This is a genomic window from Streptomyces sp. NPDC017246, from assembly GCF_044331325.1.
Taxonomy (GTDB): domain Bacteria; phylum Actinomycetota; class Actinomycetes; order Streptomycetales; family Streptomycetaceae; genus Streptomyces.
Map to the genome: position 1 here is coordinate 468,388 of NZ_JBIRMW010000001.1, position 15,556 is coordinate 483,943.

General features: G+C 75.3%; 12 protein-coding genes. 8 read left to right on the forward strand and 4 right to left on the reverse strand.

Annotated elements, in window-relative coordinates; genetic code table 11:
- Positions 1 to 2: 2 nt before the first annotated feature.
- From ACH4MY_RS02145 to ACH4MY_RS02155, 3 genes are read left to right on the forward strand one after another with little or no spacing between them, the layout of a single operon-like run.
- Positions 3 to 1,478: a protein phosphatase 2C domain-containing protein gene (locus ACH4MY_RS02145; protein WP_397996225.1), complete on the forward strand. Its 1,476-nt coding sequence runs from the start codon at positions 3 to 5 to the stop codon at positions 1,476 to 1,478.
- Between the two features lie 52 nt (positions 1,479 to 1,530).
- The gene (locus ACH4MY_RS02150; protein ID WP_397996229.1) at positions 1,531 to 2,862 is read left to right on the forward strand and encodes a VWA domain-containing protein; all 1,332 of its coding nucleotides are present in this window, start codon (positions 1,531 to 1,533) and stop codon (positions 2,860 to 2,862) included.
- A 41-nt stretch (positions 2,863 to 2,903) separates the two neighbouring features.
- The gene (locus ACH4MY_RS02155) at positions 2,904 to 4,355 is read left to right on the forward strand and encodes an FHA domain-containing protein (protein ID WP_397996233.1); all 1,452 of its coding nucleotides are present in this window, start codon (positions 2,904 to 2,906) and stop codon (positions 4,353 to 4,355) included.
- A gap of 9 nt (positions 4,356 to 4,364) precedes the next feature.
- On the opposite strand, the gene ACH4MY_RS02160 is transcribed toward ACH4MY_RS02155, so the two are convergent.
- Positions 4,365 to 5,318 carry a methyltransferase domain-containing protein gene (locus ACH4MY_RS02160; protein WP_397996236.1) on the reverse strand — a complete coding sequence of 318 codons (954 nt, stop codon included), beginning with the start codon at positions 5,316 to 5,318 and terminating at the stop codon, positions 4,365 to 4,367.
- An 85-nt stretch (positions 5,319 to 5,403) separates the two neighbouring features.
- Between ACH4MY_RS02160 and ACH4MY_RS02165 the strand changes: the two genes are divergently transcribed.
- The 5 genes from ACH4MY_RS02165 to ACH4MY_RS02185 all read left to right on the forward strand — a co-directional run bounded on the left by ACH4MY_RS02165 (position 5,404) and on the right by ACH4MY_RS02185 (position 14,090).
- Positions 5,404 to 5,808 carry a globin gene (locus ACH4MY_RS02165; protein WP_397996239.1) on the forward strand — a complete coding sequence of 135 codons (405 nt, stop codon included), beginning with the start codon at positions 5,404 to 5,406 and terminating at the stop codon, positions 5,806 to 5,808.
- Positions 5,809 to 6,087: 279 nt separating this feature from the next.
- Positions 6,088 to 9,438 carry an FtsX-like permease family protein gene (locus ACH4MY_RS02170; RefSeq protein ID WP_397996242.1) on the forward strand — a complete coding sequence of 1,117 codons (3,351 nt, stop codon included), beginning with the start codon at positions 6,088 to 6,090 and terminating at the stop codon, positions 9,436 to 9,438.
- Between the two features lie 185 nt (positions 9,439 to 9,623).
- The gene (locus ACH4MY_RS02175) at positions 9,624 to 12,419 is read left to right on the forward strand and encodes an FtsX-like permease family protein (RefSeq protein WP_397997358.1); all 2,796 of its coding nucleotides are present in this window, start codon (positions 9,624 to 9,626) and stop codon (positions 12,417 to 12,419) included.
- Positions 12,416 to 13,402, forward strand: coding sequence for an ABC transporter ATP-binding protein (locus ACH4MY_RS02180; protein ID WP_397996245.1), 987 nt, complete (start codon positions 12,416 to 12,418; stop codon positions 13,400 to 13,402). The genes ACH4MY_RS02175 and ACH4MY_RS02180 overlap by 4 nt, the downstream gene beginning before the upstream one ends.
- Positions 13,403 to 13,451: 49 nt before the next feature.
- On the forward strand, positions 13,452 to 14,090 hold the full coding sequence (locus ACH4MY_RS02185; protein WP_397996248.1) for a hypothetical protein: 639 nt from the start codon (positions 13,452 to 13,454) through the stop codon (positions 14,088 to 14,090).
- On the opposite strand, the gene ACH4MY_RS02190 is transcribed toward ACH4MY_RS02185, so the two are convergent.
- Genes ACH4MY_RS02190 through ACH4MY_RS02200 form a run of 3 tightly spaced genes read right to left on the reverse strand, consistent with a single transcriptional unit; the run spans position 14,044 to position 15,556 of the window.
- Positions 14,044 to 14,466 carry a GNAT family N-acetyltransferase gene (locus tag ACH4MY_RS02190; RefSeq protein ID WP_397996251.1) on the reverse strand — a complete coding sequence of 141 codons (423 nt, stop codon included), beginning with the start codon at positions 14,464 to 14,466 and terminating at the stop codon, positions 14,044 to 14,046. The two genes, ACH4MY_RS02185 and ACH4MY_RS02190, sit on opposite strands and share 47 nt — an antisense overlap.
- Positions 14,463 to 15,137, reverse strand: coding sequence for a hypothetical protein (locus ACH4MY_RS02195; RefSeq protein WP_397996254.1), 675 nt, complete (start codon positions 15,135 to 15,137; stop codon positions 14,463 to 14,465). Before ACH4MY_RS02195 ends, ACH4MY_RS02190 begins: the two co-directional genes overlap by 4 nt.
- Positions 15,134 to 15,556, reverse strand: a complete 423-nt coding sequence (locus ACH4MY_RS02200; protein ID WP_397996257.1) for an acyl-CoA thioesterase — start codon at positions 15,554 to 15,556, stop codon at positions 15,134 to 15,136. Before ACH4MY_RS02200 ends, ACH4MY_RS02195 begins: the two co-directional genes overlap by 4 nt.

The window sequence follows — 15,556 nt, forward strand, 5'->3', positions numbered from 1 at the left end:
GGATGTCCCAGAAGCCGAAGCCGTCGCACGGTCTCACCGCCTGCCCTGACTGCACGGAACCCCTTGAGCCGGGTGACCGGTTCTGCGGGGCCTGCGGCCACGACCTGACGGCCGTGCCGGTCGCCGGTGTCGAGCCGGACCGCCCCACCGTGGCCATCGGCGCCCCCGTGGCCTGGCCGGACGCCCCTCCCCGGGACGCCGGTTCGCTGTCCACCCTGACCCAGCACCCGGGCGACCTCCCGGGCACCGACTCCGGTGGCCGTGATCTGCCCACGATGGCGGTCCGCACGGACGGGCCGCCCGTGCCGCCCGTCGCCGCCGGGGAGACCACGACGGGCAGCGGGGACTTCGAGCTGGCCGCCCCGGACCCGCGCACGGCGGTACGGGCGGACCCGGCCCCGGCGGCTCCGGCCCCGACGGCAGCGGCCGCGGCTCAGGCACCGGTCGCGGCCGCGGCTCAGGCACCGGCTGCGGCCGCGCCCGCCGCACCCGCGCCCGCACCCGCACCCGCACCCGCGCCCGCACCGGCCGCCGTCTCCGCCCCGGCCGCCGGTTCCGCCCTGTGCGTGGCCTGCCGGGCCGGCCGGGTGGACACCGACGGCTACTGCGAGAACTGCGGACACGCGCAGCCCCGCGAGCGCGACCACATGGAGCGGGAGCTCGGCAGCGTCGCCGCCGTCAGTGACCGGGGGCTGCGCCATCACCGTAACGAGGACGCGTTCGCCGTCTCGGCGACCACGCTCCCCGACGGCTCCCCCGCCACCCTCGCCATCGTCTGCGACGGCGTGTCCTCGGCGACCCGGCCCGACGAGGCCTCCGCCGCCGCCGCCGAGGCGGCCGGCGCCTCGCTGCTCGCCGCGCTGCCCCGGGGCACCCACCCTCAGCAGGCCATGCACGAGGCCATCGTGGCCGCCGCCGAGGCCGTCAACTCCCTCGCGGAGGAGCCCGGCCAGGACGGGGCGGAGCACGATCCGCACCGCCATCGCAACGCCCCGGCCTGCACCATCGTCGGCTCCGTCGTCGCCGACGGCCTGCTGATCGTGGGCTGGGTCGGCGACAGCCGGGTCTACTGGGTGCCGGACGACCGGGCCACCCCGGCCGCCCGGCTCACCGAGGACGACTCGTGGGCCGCGCAGATGGTCGCGGCGGGCCTGATGAACGAGGCGGAGGCGTACGCGGACGAGCGGGCGCACGCGATCACCGGCTGGCTCGGCGCCGACGCGTACGAACTGGAGCCGCACACGGCCGCGTTCAAGCCGGACCGGTCCGGTGTGGTGGTGGTCTGCACCGACGGCCTGTGGAACTACGCGGAGGGCGCCGAGGACATGGCGCGGGTCGTCCCGGCCGACGCGTCGGACCGCCCGCTGCACAGCGCCCAGGTGCTGGTCGGTCACGCCCTGGACGGCGGAGGCCACGACAACATCACGGTCGCGCTCGTGCCGTTCACCGTCGAACCCCAAGGGGCAGGATCCGCCTGAGCGGTCGCCGATCCCCGTCCCTTCACCGCTGTTGTCCGAGGAGCCGTAACAGATGGCGAACTTCTCCAAGTCGACCGTGCCGCAGTTCTCGGTGGACGTCTACCAGAACGAGTTCCTGCCCGAGGGCGGCCGGGACGTGAGCGCGATCGTCACGGTCACCTCCACCGGGGGCGGCACCACTGATCAGCGGCTGTTCGCCCCGGGGGGCGCCGGCGCGGCCGGTGTCGTGATCATGGTCGACTGCTCCGGCTCGATGGACTACCCCTCCACCAAGATGCGGGGCGCCCGGGAGGCGACCGCCGCCGCCGTCGACACCCTGCGCGACGGCACCGCCTTCGCCGTCGTCGCGGGTACGCACGTGGCGAAGGAGGTCTACCCGGGGAACGGCCGCCTCGCCGTCGCCGACGCCCGCACCCGGGCCGAGGCCAAGGAGTCGCTGCGCCGGCTGAGCGCGGGCGGCGGCACGGCGATCGGCACCTGGCTGCGCCTCGCGGACCGGCTGCTCTCCTCCACCGAGCTCAGCATCCGGCACGGCATCCTGCTCACCGACGGCCGCAACGAGCACGAGTCGCCGGAGGAGCTGCGGGCCGCGCTCGACGCCTGCGCGGGCCGCTTCACCTGCGACGCGCGGGGGGTGGGCACCGACTGGGAGGTCAAGGAGGTCACCGGGATCGCCTCGGCGCTCCTCGGCACCGCCGACATCGTCGCCGACCCGGCCTCCCTCGCCGTCGACTTCACCACGATGATGGAGAAGGCGATGGGTAAGGGCGTGGCGGACGTCGCCCTGCGCCTGTGGACGCCGGTCGGGGTGGAGATCGCCTTCGTGAAGCAGGTGGCGCCGACGGTCGAGGACCTGACCGGACGGCGCACGGAGGCCGGGCCCCGCGCCGGGGACTACCCGACGGGCTCGTGGGGCGACGAGTCCCGCGACTACCACGTGAGCGTGCGGGTGCCGCAGGCCGTGGTCGGCCAGGAGATGCTCGCCGCCCGGGTCTCCCTCCTCGCGCCGGACCCGCTGGGCGGCGACCCGCGGCCGCTGTCCCAAGGACTGGTACGGGCGGTGTGGACCGACGACCTGGCGATGTCGACCTCGATCAACCCGCAGGTCGCGCACTACACGGGCCAGGCCGAGCTCGCGGACGTCATCCAGCAGGGGCTCGATGCCCGCAAATCGGGCGATCGCGACGGCGCGACGGCCAAATTGGGCCGCGCCGTGCAGCTCGCGGCGGCCTCCGGCAACGCGGATACGGCGAAACTGCTTTCGAAGGTGGTCGACGTCGTCGATGCGGCGACCGGTACTGTGCGTTTGAAGGCGAAGGTCGCGGAAGCGGACGAGATGACACTCGAAACCCGCTCCACCAAGACCGTTCGCGTCAAGAGGTAGCCCGGCCAGCGGGCCGGACGACGAGAGGGGGAAGCACCGACATGCCTACCTGCCCGAACGGACACCAGTCGGTCTCCGACGACTGGTGCGAGGTCTGCGGCCATCGCATGGCCGGGGCGGGTGCGCCGACGGGTGCCGTACCGCCGCCTCCCCCGCCGCCGCCCCCCGCGTACGGATATCCCGGCCCCGGTGGCCCCGGCCAGCCCCCGACGGGCCCGCCGCCCGGCTCCCCCGAAGGCCCCGGCCGCTACGGCTCGCCCGACGGCCCCGGTGCGCCCGGCGGCTACGGCAACCCCGAGGGCCCCGGCGGCTACCGCAACCCCGACGGCCCCGGTGGTTACGGCGGCCCCGGCGCGCCCGGTGGCTACGGCGGCCCGGGTGGTCCCGGCGGCCACGGTGCTCCGCCCCCCGCTTCCGGTGGCTTCGGCGCCGGCGGCGACCCGAACGCGACGGCCCAGGCGGAGCTCTGCCCGCAGTGCCGTACCCCGCGCGAGCACATGGCGCCGTTCTGTGAGGAGTGCCGCTGGAACTTCCTCACGAACACGGCCACCTCCTACACGCCGGTGGCCCCGCAGAACGTCCCGTCCCCGCAGCGCCAGCAGGGCCCGCCGCCCGGTCTGAACCTGCCGCCGGGCTTCCAGTCCACGCCGCCGCCCCCGCAGGGGCAGCAGCAGCCGCACGACCCGTTCGACTACCAGGGTTCGCGGCCCTCGCAGGTGAACCGCCCGGCCGAGCCGCTGGGCGGCGACCCCACGCACCACCAGGCACCGCCGCAGCGCCCGTCGGCGCAGCAGCCTCCCGCGCAGCAGCAGCCTCCGGCGTACCTCCAGGCCCCGGCCGCTCCGGCCCAGGCCCCGGCGCCGCCCGCGCCGCCGCAGCCCCGCGCGGACGACGACTGGCTCCTTCCGCCGCCGTCCCAGCACCAGGCGCCCCCGCAGCAGCACCAGCCGCCGCAGGCCCCGCAGCACCAGGGGCCCCCGCAGCACATGGCTCCGCCGCCCCAACAGCACCAGGGGCAGGGGCAGGGGCAGTACCAGCAGCAGGCGCCGCCGCCCCCGCAGCAGCAGTACCAGCCGCCGCAGCAGCCGCTGTCGTGGACCGCGGTCATCGGCCCGGACCGTGACTACTTCATGGCGATGATGCAGCGCAGCGGTCCCGAGGCCGGGGGCCTGAACCTGCCCGCGTACTCGCCGGACAAGCACCTGCCGCTCCAGGGCAACCAGATCTCCATCGGCCGCCGCCGGCACTCCACCGGCGAGTCCCCCGACATCGACCTGTCGGTGCCGCCGGAGGACCCGGGCGTCTCGCACCAGCACGCCGTGCTGGTGCAGCAGCCGGACGGCTCGTGGGCGGTGGTGGACCAGAACTCCACCAACGGCACCACGATCAACGGCGGCGAGGAGCCGATCCAGCCCTACGTCCCGGTCCCGCTCCAGGAGGGCGACCGGGTGCACGTCGGCGCCTGGACGACGATCACGATCCGCCGGGGCTGAGCAGCCGCCTCAGGCACCGGCCAGGGGCCAGGCGTACGGCCCCGCCGGGTCGTCCAGCCAGGCCCACTGCCGGTCGCCGCTGACCGTCACACCGAAGCGCTCCCGTTCCGGCCGCCCCTCGCGCAGCCAGAGCGAGAGCGCTTCGTTCCTGTCCAGGGCCCGGTCCACCAGGCCCCAGAAGAAGCGGAAGCGCTCGTCCCCGGCGGGGCCGTGGCGCGGGACCCGGCCGGCGACGCCCCGGAGCGCCACGAAGTACGCCGACGTCTCCAGGAACCGTCCCTCCGCGTGGGTGGCGTCGTGCACCCGCAGCAGCAGGAGCCCGGTGGAGAGCGGGGTCAGGACGAGGGCGCCGGTCCCGCACTGGGCGAGCCAGGGGTACGGGACCGAGGGCACCGCGCACGTCGCCACGATCCGGTCGTAGGGCGCGCCCCCGGGGCAGCCGCGGGCGCCGTCGGCGGCGATCACCGTCGGCCGGTACCCGGCGGCGGCCAGATGGGTCCTGGCGGACTCGGCGATCTCCTCGTCCAGGTCGACGGTGGTGACGTGCTCCTCGCCGAGGCGGTGGCAGAGCAGGGCCGCGTGATAGCCGGTCCCGGCGCCGATCTCCAGGACGTCGTCGCCCTCGCGGACGTCCAGGGCCTGGAGCATCAGCGCCATCAGGGAGGGCTGGCTGGCGGAGGAGACCAGTTCCCCGTCCCGTACCCGGGTGGCGATCGCGGTGTCCTCGTAGGCCCCGCTCAGCCAGCGGTCCCGCCGGACGGGATCGGGGTCGCCGGACCAGAGCCGCTCGTAGCCGCCGGTCCCGGGGACGTAGTAGTACGGGACGAAGAGATGGCGCGGGACCTCGGCGAAGGCCTCCCGCCAGGCGGGATCGGTCAGCTCGCCGTCCGCCTCGACCATCCGCACGAGGGCCCGTCGCGCCCGCGCTCCGGCCTCGGCGAACTCGTCCCGCAGCTCACCCATGCCTCCACTCTCCCGCCGCCCGGCGGCCCCGGCGAGCGGTCCTGGGCCTCAAGTCCTAGGGCGGGGCATCTGAGACGATGGAACGGTGAACGAGATTCCCGGGGAAACAGTGCAGGAGCAGACCTTCTACGAGCAGGTCGGCGGCGAGGAGACCTTCCGCCGTCTGGTCCGCCGCTTCTACGAGGGAGTCGCGGAGGACCCGCTGCTGCGCCCGATGTACCCGGAGGAGGACCTCGGCCCGGCCGAGGAGCGTCTCGCGCTCTTCCTGATGCAGTACTGGGGCGGCCCGCGTACCTACAGCGACCACCGGGGCCACCCCCGCCTCCGGATGCGCCACGCACCGTTCACCGTGGACCAGGCGGCCCACGACGCCTGGCTCCTCCACATGCGCGCGGCCCTGGACGAGCTCGCCCTGGCCCCCGAGCACGAGCGGGAACTGTGGCGCTACCTGACGTACGCGGCGGCCACGATGGTGAACACGGCCGGCTGACGGCCCTTCACTCCCCTCTCCCTCCCCTTCCCCTCTTCCCTCCCTTCCTCCTCCCTTCACCCTCCCCCGCCGCCCTTTTCGCGCCCCCGCGCCGTCCCGCCCGGCATGGACGGACACATTCCGGAGCCGGAACCCCGAATAACGGTCACGATCGCATCAAGGTGGGCCCGCAAGCGGTTTCCAGCGGCACATGCACTCTGAAAGCATCCGAGAGAAGTTTCGGGAGCGTTCGGAACATGTTCGACGTGCGCACCGTGATCAGGGTGGCCAGGGGGATGGGTGACGGGGTTCGTATTTCTGCGTGTCAGGGCGCACCGGCTGCTGCTCTCCGCGGCGCTGCTCGCCGTGCTCCTGACGACCTCGGTGCTCGCCACCCTCGCCTCGTTCTCCGGGGCGATCGGGGACGCCGCGCTCCAGGCCGGGCTGCGGGGCCGGTCGGCCGCCGCCGCGTCGCTGCTGGTGAGCGGGCAGGTGCCCGCCGCCAGGCGGGCCAGTGCCGAGGAGGCCGTCCAGGAGGGGATGCGGAAGACCTTCGACGGGCTGCCCGTGACCGTACGGCGCCTCGAACGCTCGGGGCCGTACGCCCTGCCCCGGAGTCTCCAGCCGCCCGCCGCCCGTAAGGGCGACCCCGACCTCACCCACTTCGCCGCGCTCGACCGCTCGCGGCTCTCCCTCGCCAAGGGCGCCTGGCCCTCGGCCACCCGGACGGCCGGTGTCGTCGAGACGGCGGTGCCCGAGGAGGCGGCACGACGGCTGCGGATCGGCCCCGGGACCGTACTCGACCTGACCGACCGGCTCGACAACCGCAGGCTGAAGGCCCGGATCACCGGCGTCTACCGGCCCGTCGACACCGCCGACCTGTACTGGCAGCTGGATCCGGCGGGCGGGCGCGGTGTCCGGACCGTCGCGTTCACGACGTACGGCCCGCTCCTCGTCGACCCGGCCGTCGTCGCCTCCGGGGCGCTCAGCTCCGGTGAGATGTCCTGGCTCGGCTCCGCCGACTTCACCGGCTTCACCACCGACCGCATCGACGCCCTGCGCGCCACCGCGACCGAGGGCCCGAAGGCCCTGGCCGGTGCCACCGACCGCTTCGGTACGACGATCAGCGCGTCCACCGCACTCCCGACCGTCCTGGAGCAGACCCAGCGGTCCCTGCTCGTCTCCCGCTCCACGCTGCTGATCGTCGCCGTCCAGCTGGTGATCCTCGCCGCGTACGCGCTGCTGCTCGTCGCCCGGCTGCTCAGCACCGAGCGTTCCGGCGAGACGGCGCTGCTGCGGGCCCGTGGCGGTTCGCGGCGCCGCATCGCCGGTCTCGCCGCCGCCGAGGCGCTGCTGCTCGCCCTGCCGGCCGCGATCGCCGCCCCGCTCCTGTCGGGACCCCTGACCCGGCTCTTCGCCGAGCGGTCCGCGCTCTCCGCCCTCGGCGTACGGCTCGACACGACCCCCTCGCTCCAGGTGTGGCTGGTCGCCGCCGCCGTGGCCCTGTGCTGCGCCGCGGCCGTCGTCGCACCCGCCCTCGCCGCCGGGGACGGCTCCGGCGTCTCCCTGCGCAAGGCCCGCTCGGCCTCGCTCCCCGGCCCCGTACGGGCCGGCGCGGACCTCGGACTGCTCGCCGTCGCCGCCGTCGCCTACTGGCAGTTGCAGCGGCCCGCCGCCGCGGGGGGCACCCTCGGCGCGGACGGGGACGGCGGCGGCTCCGTCGACCCGGTGCTCGTCGCCGCGCCCGCCCTCGCCCTGCTCGCCGGCACCGTCCTGACGCTGCGTCTGCTGCCGCCCGCCGCCAAGCTGGCGGAGCGGCGCGCGGCGGGCGGGCGCGGCCTCTCCGCCGCCCTCGCCGGCTGGCAGTTCAGCCGTCGGCCGCTGCGCGGCGCCGGCCCGGTCCTGCTGCTCGTCCTCGCCGTGGCGATGGGCATGCTGGCCATCGGACAGAGCGGCTCGTGGGAGCGTTCGCAGCGCGACCAGGCCGACTTCCGTGTCGGCTCGGCCGTCCGTGTCCTGGGCGCCGGCCCCGGCGAGCCCACCGAGACCGAACAGCTGGGCAGGGTGCCCGGCGTCCGCGCGGTGGCACCGGTGCACCGCACCACCATGGACGTGGCCGGGAAGAACGCGACCGTGCTGGCCGTGGACACCCGTAACGCCGCCGACGGTCTGCTGCTCCGCCCCGACCTCGCCGAGGTCCCCGTCCGCTCCCTCGTCTCCCCGCTGGCCCCCGAGGCCGCCACCCGCCCCGGCCTCCCGCTGCCCGCCGGCACCCGGACGCTCACCGCCGACCTGCGGCTCGCCGAGCCGAAGGGCGCCGCCCGGGTCACCGCCGTCCTGGAGGACCCGAACGGCGTCCCCTACCGGCAGACCCTGGGTCCGCTGCCCGACGACGGCCGGACGCACCGGCTGACGCTCGACCTCGGCGCCCTGACCGCGGGATCCGGCGGCGACGGCACCGGTGGCTCGGCCGGCCTGCTCACCCTCATCGGGCTGGAGTTCACCGGTACGGTCGCCGACGGCGCGAAGGGCACCCAGACCCTGCACGTCGAGCGGTTCGGCGTCGTCGGCGCGGACGGCGGCGAGAAGGTCCACGCCCCCGGCCGGGTCCTCACCTCCTGGGCGCACTCCTTCGAGCAGTCCGAGGCCGAGGCCCTGACCGAGACCCCCACCTCCGGCGTCCCCGGCGCCGCGAAGCCGGGCGGCCGGCCCGCCCCGTTCGCCCTCACCTTCGCCGTCACCGGCGCACCCCTCGACGTCCCCTACTGGGCCACCGAGGAGTTCAACCTGAAGATGAACGCCCCCGGTCCGAAGGCACCCCGCCAGTTGTCCGCCGTGGCCACCGGGACCTTCATGACGGCGACCGGCGCCGAGCCCGGCGACCTGATCGAGGTCGCCCTCGGCGGCCGCCGCGTCGCCGTCGCCGTCGAACAGGTCGTCGAGGAACTGCCCACCACCGGCCCGGGCGGCCGGGCCGGCTCCGCGACCGGTCCCGCCGCCACCCCCGAGGACGGCGGCGCGATCCTCCTGGACCTGGCCTCCGTCAACCAGTACCTGTCCACCGACGACGGCATGAGCGTCGCGGCCACCGAGTGGTGGCTGACCGTCGAACCCGGCCGGGCCGACGACGTCGCCAGGGCCCTGCGGGCCCGGCCCAACGCCGACCCCGCCCAGGTCCTCGTACGCGACGAGGCCGCCGCCGAGCTGCTCGGCGACCCGCTCGGGGCCGGCCCCAACGCCGCGCTCATGGCCGTCGCTGCCGCCGCCGCCGCGCTCGCCGCCGTCGGCTTCGCGGTCGGCTCGGCCGGCGCGATGCGGGAACGGTCCGCCGAGTTCGGCGTCCTGCGGGCGCTGGGCGCACCGCGCCGCCGCCTCGCCCGGCTGATCGCCGCCGAACAGGGGCTCCTCATCGCCATCGGTCTGCTCGTGGGCATCGGTCTCGGCGCCGTCCTCGTGAGAGCCGTCGTCCCGCTCGTGGTCCTGACCGGCCAGGCCACCCGGCCCGTACCTCCGGTCCTGGTCGAACTGCCCCTCGGCCAGGTGGCCCTCCTGCTCGCCGGCGTCGCCGCGCTGCCGCTGGCGATGGTCGCCGCGATCGCCCTGCGGCGCACCGACCCGGCCGTGACGCTCCGCCACCAGGGGGAGAACTGATGTCCGGCACGGCCGGGCAGAACCCGGACCCGAACGAGGCGAACCCCGAGGCGGGCGGGCAGAGCCCGGACCCGAGCGGGGCGAACCCCGAGCCGAACGGGAAGCGCCCGGACCCGAGCGGGGAGCACCCCGACCTGAGCAGGGAGAACCCCGACACACCCGCCGTACGCAGGAAGGCCCCCGACATGCCCCGGTCCCGGTCGTCCCGGTCCGACAAACCCGCCCGCGCCGTGGCGCCCTGGGTGCGGACCCGGCTGCGGACCGCGCCCTGGGCCGCGGCCTCCCTCGCGCTGCTCGTCCTCGTCACCGCCTATCTCGCGGCCGCGCTGCCCCGCGCCGTGGACGCCTACGAGACCGAAGGCCTGCGGCACGACATCACGACGGCCGCCCCCCGGAACAGCGTCCTCGAAGTGACCGCCGCGCTGCCGGTGTCGGCACGCGACGCGGACGTCTCCCCCTCGGTCCTCGGGAGACAGCGCGACGAGCTCCGGAGCCTGCTGCCCGAGCCGCTGCGGACCGACCCGAAGGAGACCGTCCACGGCGTCCGTACGGTCAAGCGGGTCGAGGGGCTCGACCCGTGGCTGCCCCGACCGGACGGCATCTCCCCCGAGCTCGTGCTCTCCTCCCCGTCCGACCTGAACGGTCACACCACGCTGCGCAAGGGCCGGCTCCCCGCGGGCACGGCCGAGCGGCCGGAGGCGGTCGTGACCGCGAAGACCGCCGAGTCGCTGCGTCTGAAGCCCGGTTCCGTCGTCCACGTGCCCGGCCGGCTCAGCGCGGAGCCGATCGCCCTCACGATCACCGGGATCGTGGAGCCGCGCGGCCCCGAGAGCCCGTACTGGGCCGTGGAGCCGCTGCTCCGCACCCCGGTGCTCGCCCCGCTCGTCGGCCAGGAGATCAAGTACTACTGGCAGGGGGCCCTGCTCCTCTCCCCCGCCTCGGCGCCCGCCGTGCTCAACACCCTCGGCGATCCGGAGATCTTCTTCCGCTTCCTGCCCGTCTCCGGGCATCTCACCGGGCGCGACACCGACCGGATCACCGCCGCGCTCGACTCGGCGACCGGCGGACCCGACCTGGTCAGGATGCGCAAGGTCCTGGGGGACGCCGGTGCGCTGACCACCGACCTCGACTCGATCGTCGACTCGTACGGCTCGATGCGCGAGGCGATCACTCCGGTCGTGGCCGTCGCCGTCTTCGGGATCGGCGCGGTCGCCGCGGTCGTCCTCGCCATGACCGGCGGCCTCTTCGTCGCCCGCCGCGACAGCGAACTCGCCCTGATCCGTTCCCGGGGCGCCTCGCTCACCGGCATCGGCCTGCGGCTGCTCGGCGAGACCTCGGCGGTCGCCGTACCGGCCGCGGCGCTCGCGCTGGGACTGGCCGTGACCACGGTGCGAGGCCCGGACGGCGGGTCCGGCGGCCTCCCCCTGCTCCCCTCGGTCCTCGCCGCCTCCGCCGTCGCCCTGCTCGCGATGCTGGTCCTGCCGCTGCGGGCCGTCGTCCTGCACCGGCGCCCGCGGCTGCACGGCGGGCGCGACGACCTGCTCACCGCCCGCCCCTCCCGGCGCCGCACGGTCCTCGAACTCACCCTGCTGGTCCTCGCCGTGGGCGCGGTCGCCTCGCTGCGGCTCCGGGGCACCGGCGACTCCGGGGACCATCTGGTGAGCGCCGCCCCGGTGCTCGTCGGCCTGATCGCCGCCATGGTCCTCGTACGGATCTATCCACTGCCGCTGCGCTGGCTGGGCCGCCCGGCCCGCCGGCTGCGCGGGGCCGTCGGCCCGCTGGCCCTGGCCCGCGCCGGACGCACGTCCTCGGCGGGCACCCTGCCCCTGCTCGCACTCGTCCTCGCCCTGACCACGGCGGCCTTCGGCGGCTCGGTCCTGGCCGGCGTCGCCGACGCCCGCGACCGGGCCGCGCTCCTCGCGACCGGCGCGGACGCCCGGATCGACGGCTCGGTCGAGTGGACCCCGCTGCCGGCCGGCCTCGTCGAGGCGGTGCGCGACACGGCGGGGGTACGGGACACGGCGCCGCTGCAGATCGAGTACGGCGTGTCCCTGCCGTCCCACGAGGGCGCCTCCGCCCCGCCGATGAGCTCGGCGCTCGTGGGCGTCGAACCGGACTCGTACACCCGGCTCGCGCAGCGGACCGGTTTCGGCCCGTTCCCCGCGGCGCTGCTCGCGTCCACGGGGAAGGGCGGCAAGGAGGTCGCCGCGGACACGGAGCGGGTGCTGCCCGCGATCGCCTCGCCGTCGGTCGCCGAGCGGCTCGGCGGCTCGCCGCAGGAGATCGTGACGGCCGCCGGAGTGTTCCGGGTGAAGGTCGTCGCGGTCCGGTCGAACACCCCGGCCCTGCAGGGCGCCGACTTCCTCCTCGTCAACGCCGCCGACCTCACCCACCGGGCGAACACGGCCCTGCTCGTCACGGGCCCGGAGGACGGCGCCGCGCTGCGGGCCGTGGTGAAGGCGAAGTCCGCCGCCCTGCTGGTGTCGATGCGCACCGAGGAGCGGGCCACCTATGTGGACTCGCCGCTCCAGTCGGGCGCCGAGCGGATGTACCTCGGCGCGATCGGCGCGGGTGCCGGGTTCGCCGTGGTGGCCGTGCTGCTCTCGCTGATGCAGAGCGCGCCGGAGCGGACCACGCTCCTCGCCCGGCTGCGGACCATGGGACTGACCCGCCGGCAGGGGCGGCGGCTGCTCGGCCTCGAAGCGCTCCCGCAGGCGGTCCTCGCGGCGCTCGGCGGCATGCTGGTCGGCTGGGCGACGGTGCCGCTGCTCGCCCCGGGCATCGACCTGTTCCGGCTGGCGCTGGCCACGACACCGGGGTTCGCGACGCTGGACAGCGCTCCGCTGCGGGCCGACCCGTGGTCGCTGGTGGTGCCCGCGATCGCGGTCGTCCTGATCACGGCGGTGGCGGCGGCGGGACAGGCCTGGTGGGCGGGACGCAGGGGCTCGATCAAGGAACTCAGGGCAGGAGACGCACGATGACGAAGACCGACACGTCGAGCCGGGCCGGTGCGCCGGGGACCGCTTCGGACACCACCACCCTGGAGGAGCTGGAGCGGCGGGCGACCGCGCACCGCGACCGGCCCTCGTACGGTCATGACGCGCTCATCGCCTGCGACCGGCTGGTCCGGATCTTCACCACGGACGGGGTGGAGGTGCAGGCCCTCCAGGGGCTCGACCTCCTGGTGAAGGAGGGCGAGTTGATGGCTCTGGTCGGCGCCTCGGGCTCCGGCAAGTCGACGCTCATGAACATCCTCGCGGGCCTGGACGTGCCGACCGCCGGCGCGGCCCGGGTCGCCGGCTGCGACCTCCTCGCCATGGACGGCAAGGCGCGGCTCCGCTACCGCCGCGAGGTCGTCGGCTTCGTCTGGCAGCAGACCGCCCGCAACCTCCTCCCCTATCTGACGGCGGCCCAGAACGTGGCCCTCCCGATGCAGTTGAGGGGCCGTTCGAAGCAGAAGGCGGATCGGGCCGAGGAGCTTCTCTCGATGCTGGGGATCGCGGACGCCCGCGACCGGCGGCCGCACCAGCTCTCCGGCGGCCAGCAGCAGCGGGTGGCCATCGCGGTCGCCCTCGCCAACAACCCCTCCGTGCTCCTCGCCGACGAGCCGACGGGCGAGCTGGACTCGGCCACCGGCGAGCAGGTCTTCGCGGCCTTCCGCCGCGCCAACGAGGAGCTGGGCACGACGATCGTGATCGTCACCCACGACCAGGCGGTCGCCTCCGAGGTGCGCCGTACGGTCGCCATCCGCGACGGCCGCACCTCCTCGGAGGTCCTGCGTCGCACGGAGGTCGACGAGCAGGGCATGGAGTCGCTGGTGGCGCGGGAGTACGCGATGCTCGACCGCGCGGGCCGGCTCCAGCTCCCGGCCGATTACACGCAGTCGCTCGGTATGGAGCACCGGGTGGCCCTGGAGCTCGAACAGGACCACATCGGGGTGTGGCCGGACGACGCGGAGCGCTGAGCAACCGGGAGGCGCGTCCGGACGTCCCAGCCACCAGGGGGTGATGTCCATGTCATCTACGGGTACGGGGCGTTCCGGGCGTACGGGAAGCCCCGGGGGCACGGGGAGCTGGACGGCCGCGGTCCTGCCCGCGGTCTGCGCGGTCGCTGTCTACGCCTGGTCCGCCTGGTCCTTCGGCTCCGCCTCGGCGCCGTCCACCACGGTCGCGGTCTCGGTCGGCGGGGCGGTGATCCTCGGCGCGGCGGTCGCGTACTACCTGCTCGTCGACGGGGTCATGGGCCTCTGGGGCGCACTCGCGCTGGTCGGCGCGCTGCTCCTGACGGTGGCCGTCGCCGATCGGACCGCCTCGCGAGGGGCGGTCGCGGACTGTGCCGTCGTGAAGGTCCACGAGGAACGGCACGTGTCGGTCGGCGAGGGCGGCGGCGAGCGGACGGTGTACCGCCACACCCTGCGCTGTCCGGGCGGCTATCCCGCCGAGCTGTCGGAGGACCGCCGGGTCGCCCCGGACGGCGGGGAGGTCCGGGTCGCCTACGATCCGCGGCGGCGGGTGGCACCGGCGGTGGAGGGCTCCGCCCCGCCGTGGGGCCAGGGGTTCCTCGCCGTGCTGCTGCTCGCCGTCGCGACGGCGGGGGCGCGGCGGTTCAGCCGGGCGGGCCGACGGGACCGGGAGGCGCGTTCAGGGCCATGAGTCCGGCGGCCGTGGGCCGGAAGCCGCACCGCTCGTGGAAGGCGGTGAGGTGGGGTTCGAAGTCCACGTGCAGCCAGTGCGCGCCGCGCTGCCGGGCGGCCTCGGCGGCGGCGCGGACGAGGGTGACGCCGAGCCCCTGCCGACGCTCGTCGGGGTGGACGGTGGTGTCGAGGAGGAAGGCGTGCACGCCACCGTCGCCGACGACGTTCACGTACCCGACGAGCCTCCCGGCCCGCCGGGCGGTGACACGGAGGAGACCGCGGGCGAGGACCGGACCGAAGTCGGCGTCCTGGTGCCCGGGCCAGGCCGCGTGGAAGAGGACGTTGAGCTCGTCGCCGGTGAGCGGCCCGTCGACCTCGACTACGGCGGCCGTCACACGGAGGGACCGGGGGTGACGGTCAGCGACATGGACACCGTACGGAGGGCGATCGAGCCGTACGGGGTACGGAGCCGCAGCCAGGGCCCGGAGGCGAAGAGGGCGACCGGGGCATCGGCGTCCGCGGGCGGCAGGAAGCCGAGGGACTGCGCCGCGTGCACCGCCCGCAGCGGCAGTCCGGTGGGGCCGAGGGTCCTGGACCAGATCTCGCGGCCGATGCGCTCGCGCTCGGCCCTGGTGCGCCGCTCCTCGGGCAGCTCCTCGTCCCGCGCCCGGAACTCGGCGACGGCCGCGGCGACCGCGCCCCGCATCTCGGCGGCGCCCGGCAGCCCGGCGACGGGCCGCCAGCCGGCCCGCGGCGGGAGGACACCCGTCCAGGGCGGTCCGGTCACGGAGTCGGGGACGACCGCCTTGCCCGCCGACTCCTCGATGCCTTCGAGGAGTTCGCCGGCGGAGACGGTGACATCGAGGTCCACGGCGTCGACGAGTCGCGCCGTGCGGATCGCGAGCGCCTCGAAGGACGGCGGCCGGCCGAAGACGGCCAGCGCTCCGCCGCCCGCCTGGAGGCGGACGGCGGCGGCCCGGTCGTAGTGGACCAGCCGGGTCAGGAAGGCGGCGAGGGCCGCCGCCTCCCTGGCGTCTGCGAAGTGCAGCGGCGCGAGCACGGTCATGCTGCGGACGTCATCCCGTCGTCGACGTACTCCTGGAGGAACTCGCGCTCCTCGGCGGAGATCCGGCGCGGTCGCTGCGCCTCCAGGTCGAAGGGCACGACGACCGTGGACGCCCGTACGTACGTGACCTCGGGGTCCTTGATCTCGTACGCGATCGTCAGCGACGCCGCGCCTATCTTCGTCACCCAGGACTCGATGGTCACCGGCTCGTGCCGGTGGACCAGCGGCCGCATGTAGTCGATCTCGTGCCGGGCCACGACGGACCCGCCGGAGAACGAGGGGGAACCGTCCCCCGGCGCGAGCCGGAACATGAAGTCGATCCGCGCCTCTTCCAGGTACCGCAGGAAGACGACGTTGTTGACGTGCCCGAAGGCGTCCATGTCCGACCAGCGCAGGGGACAGCTGTAGATGTGGCGCAC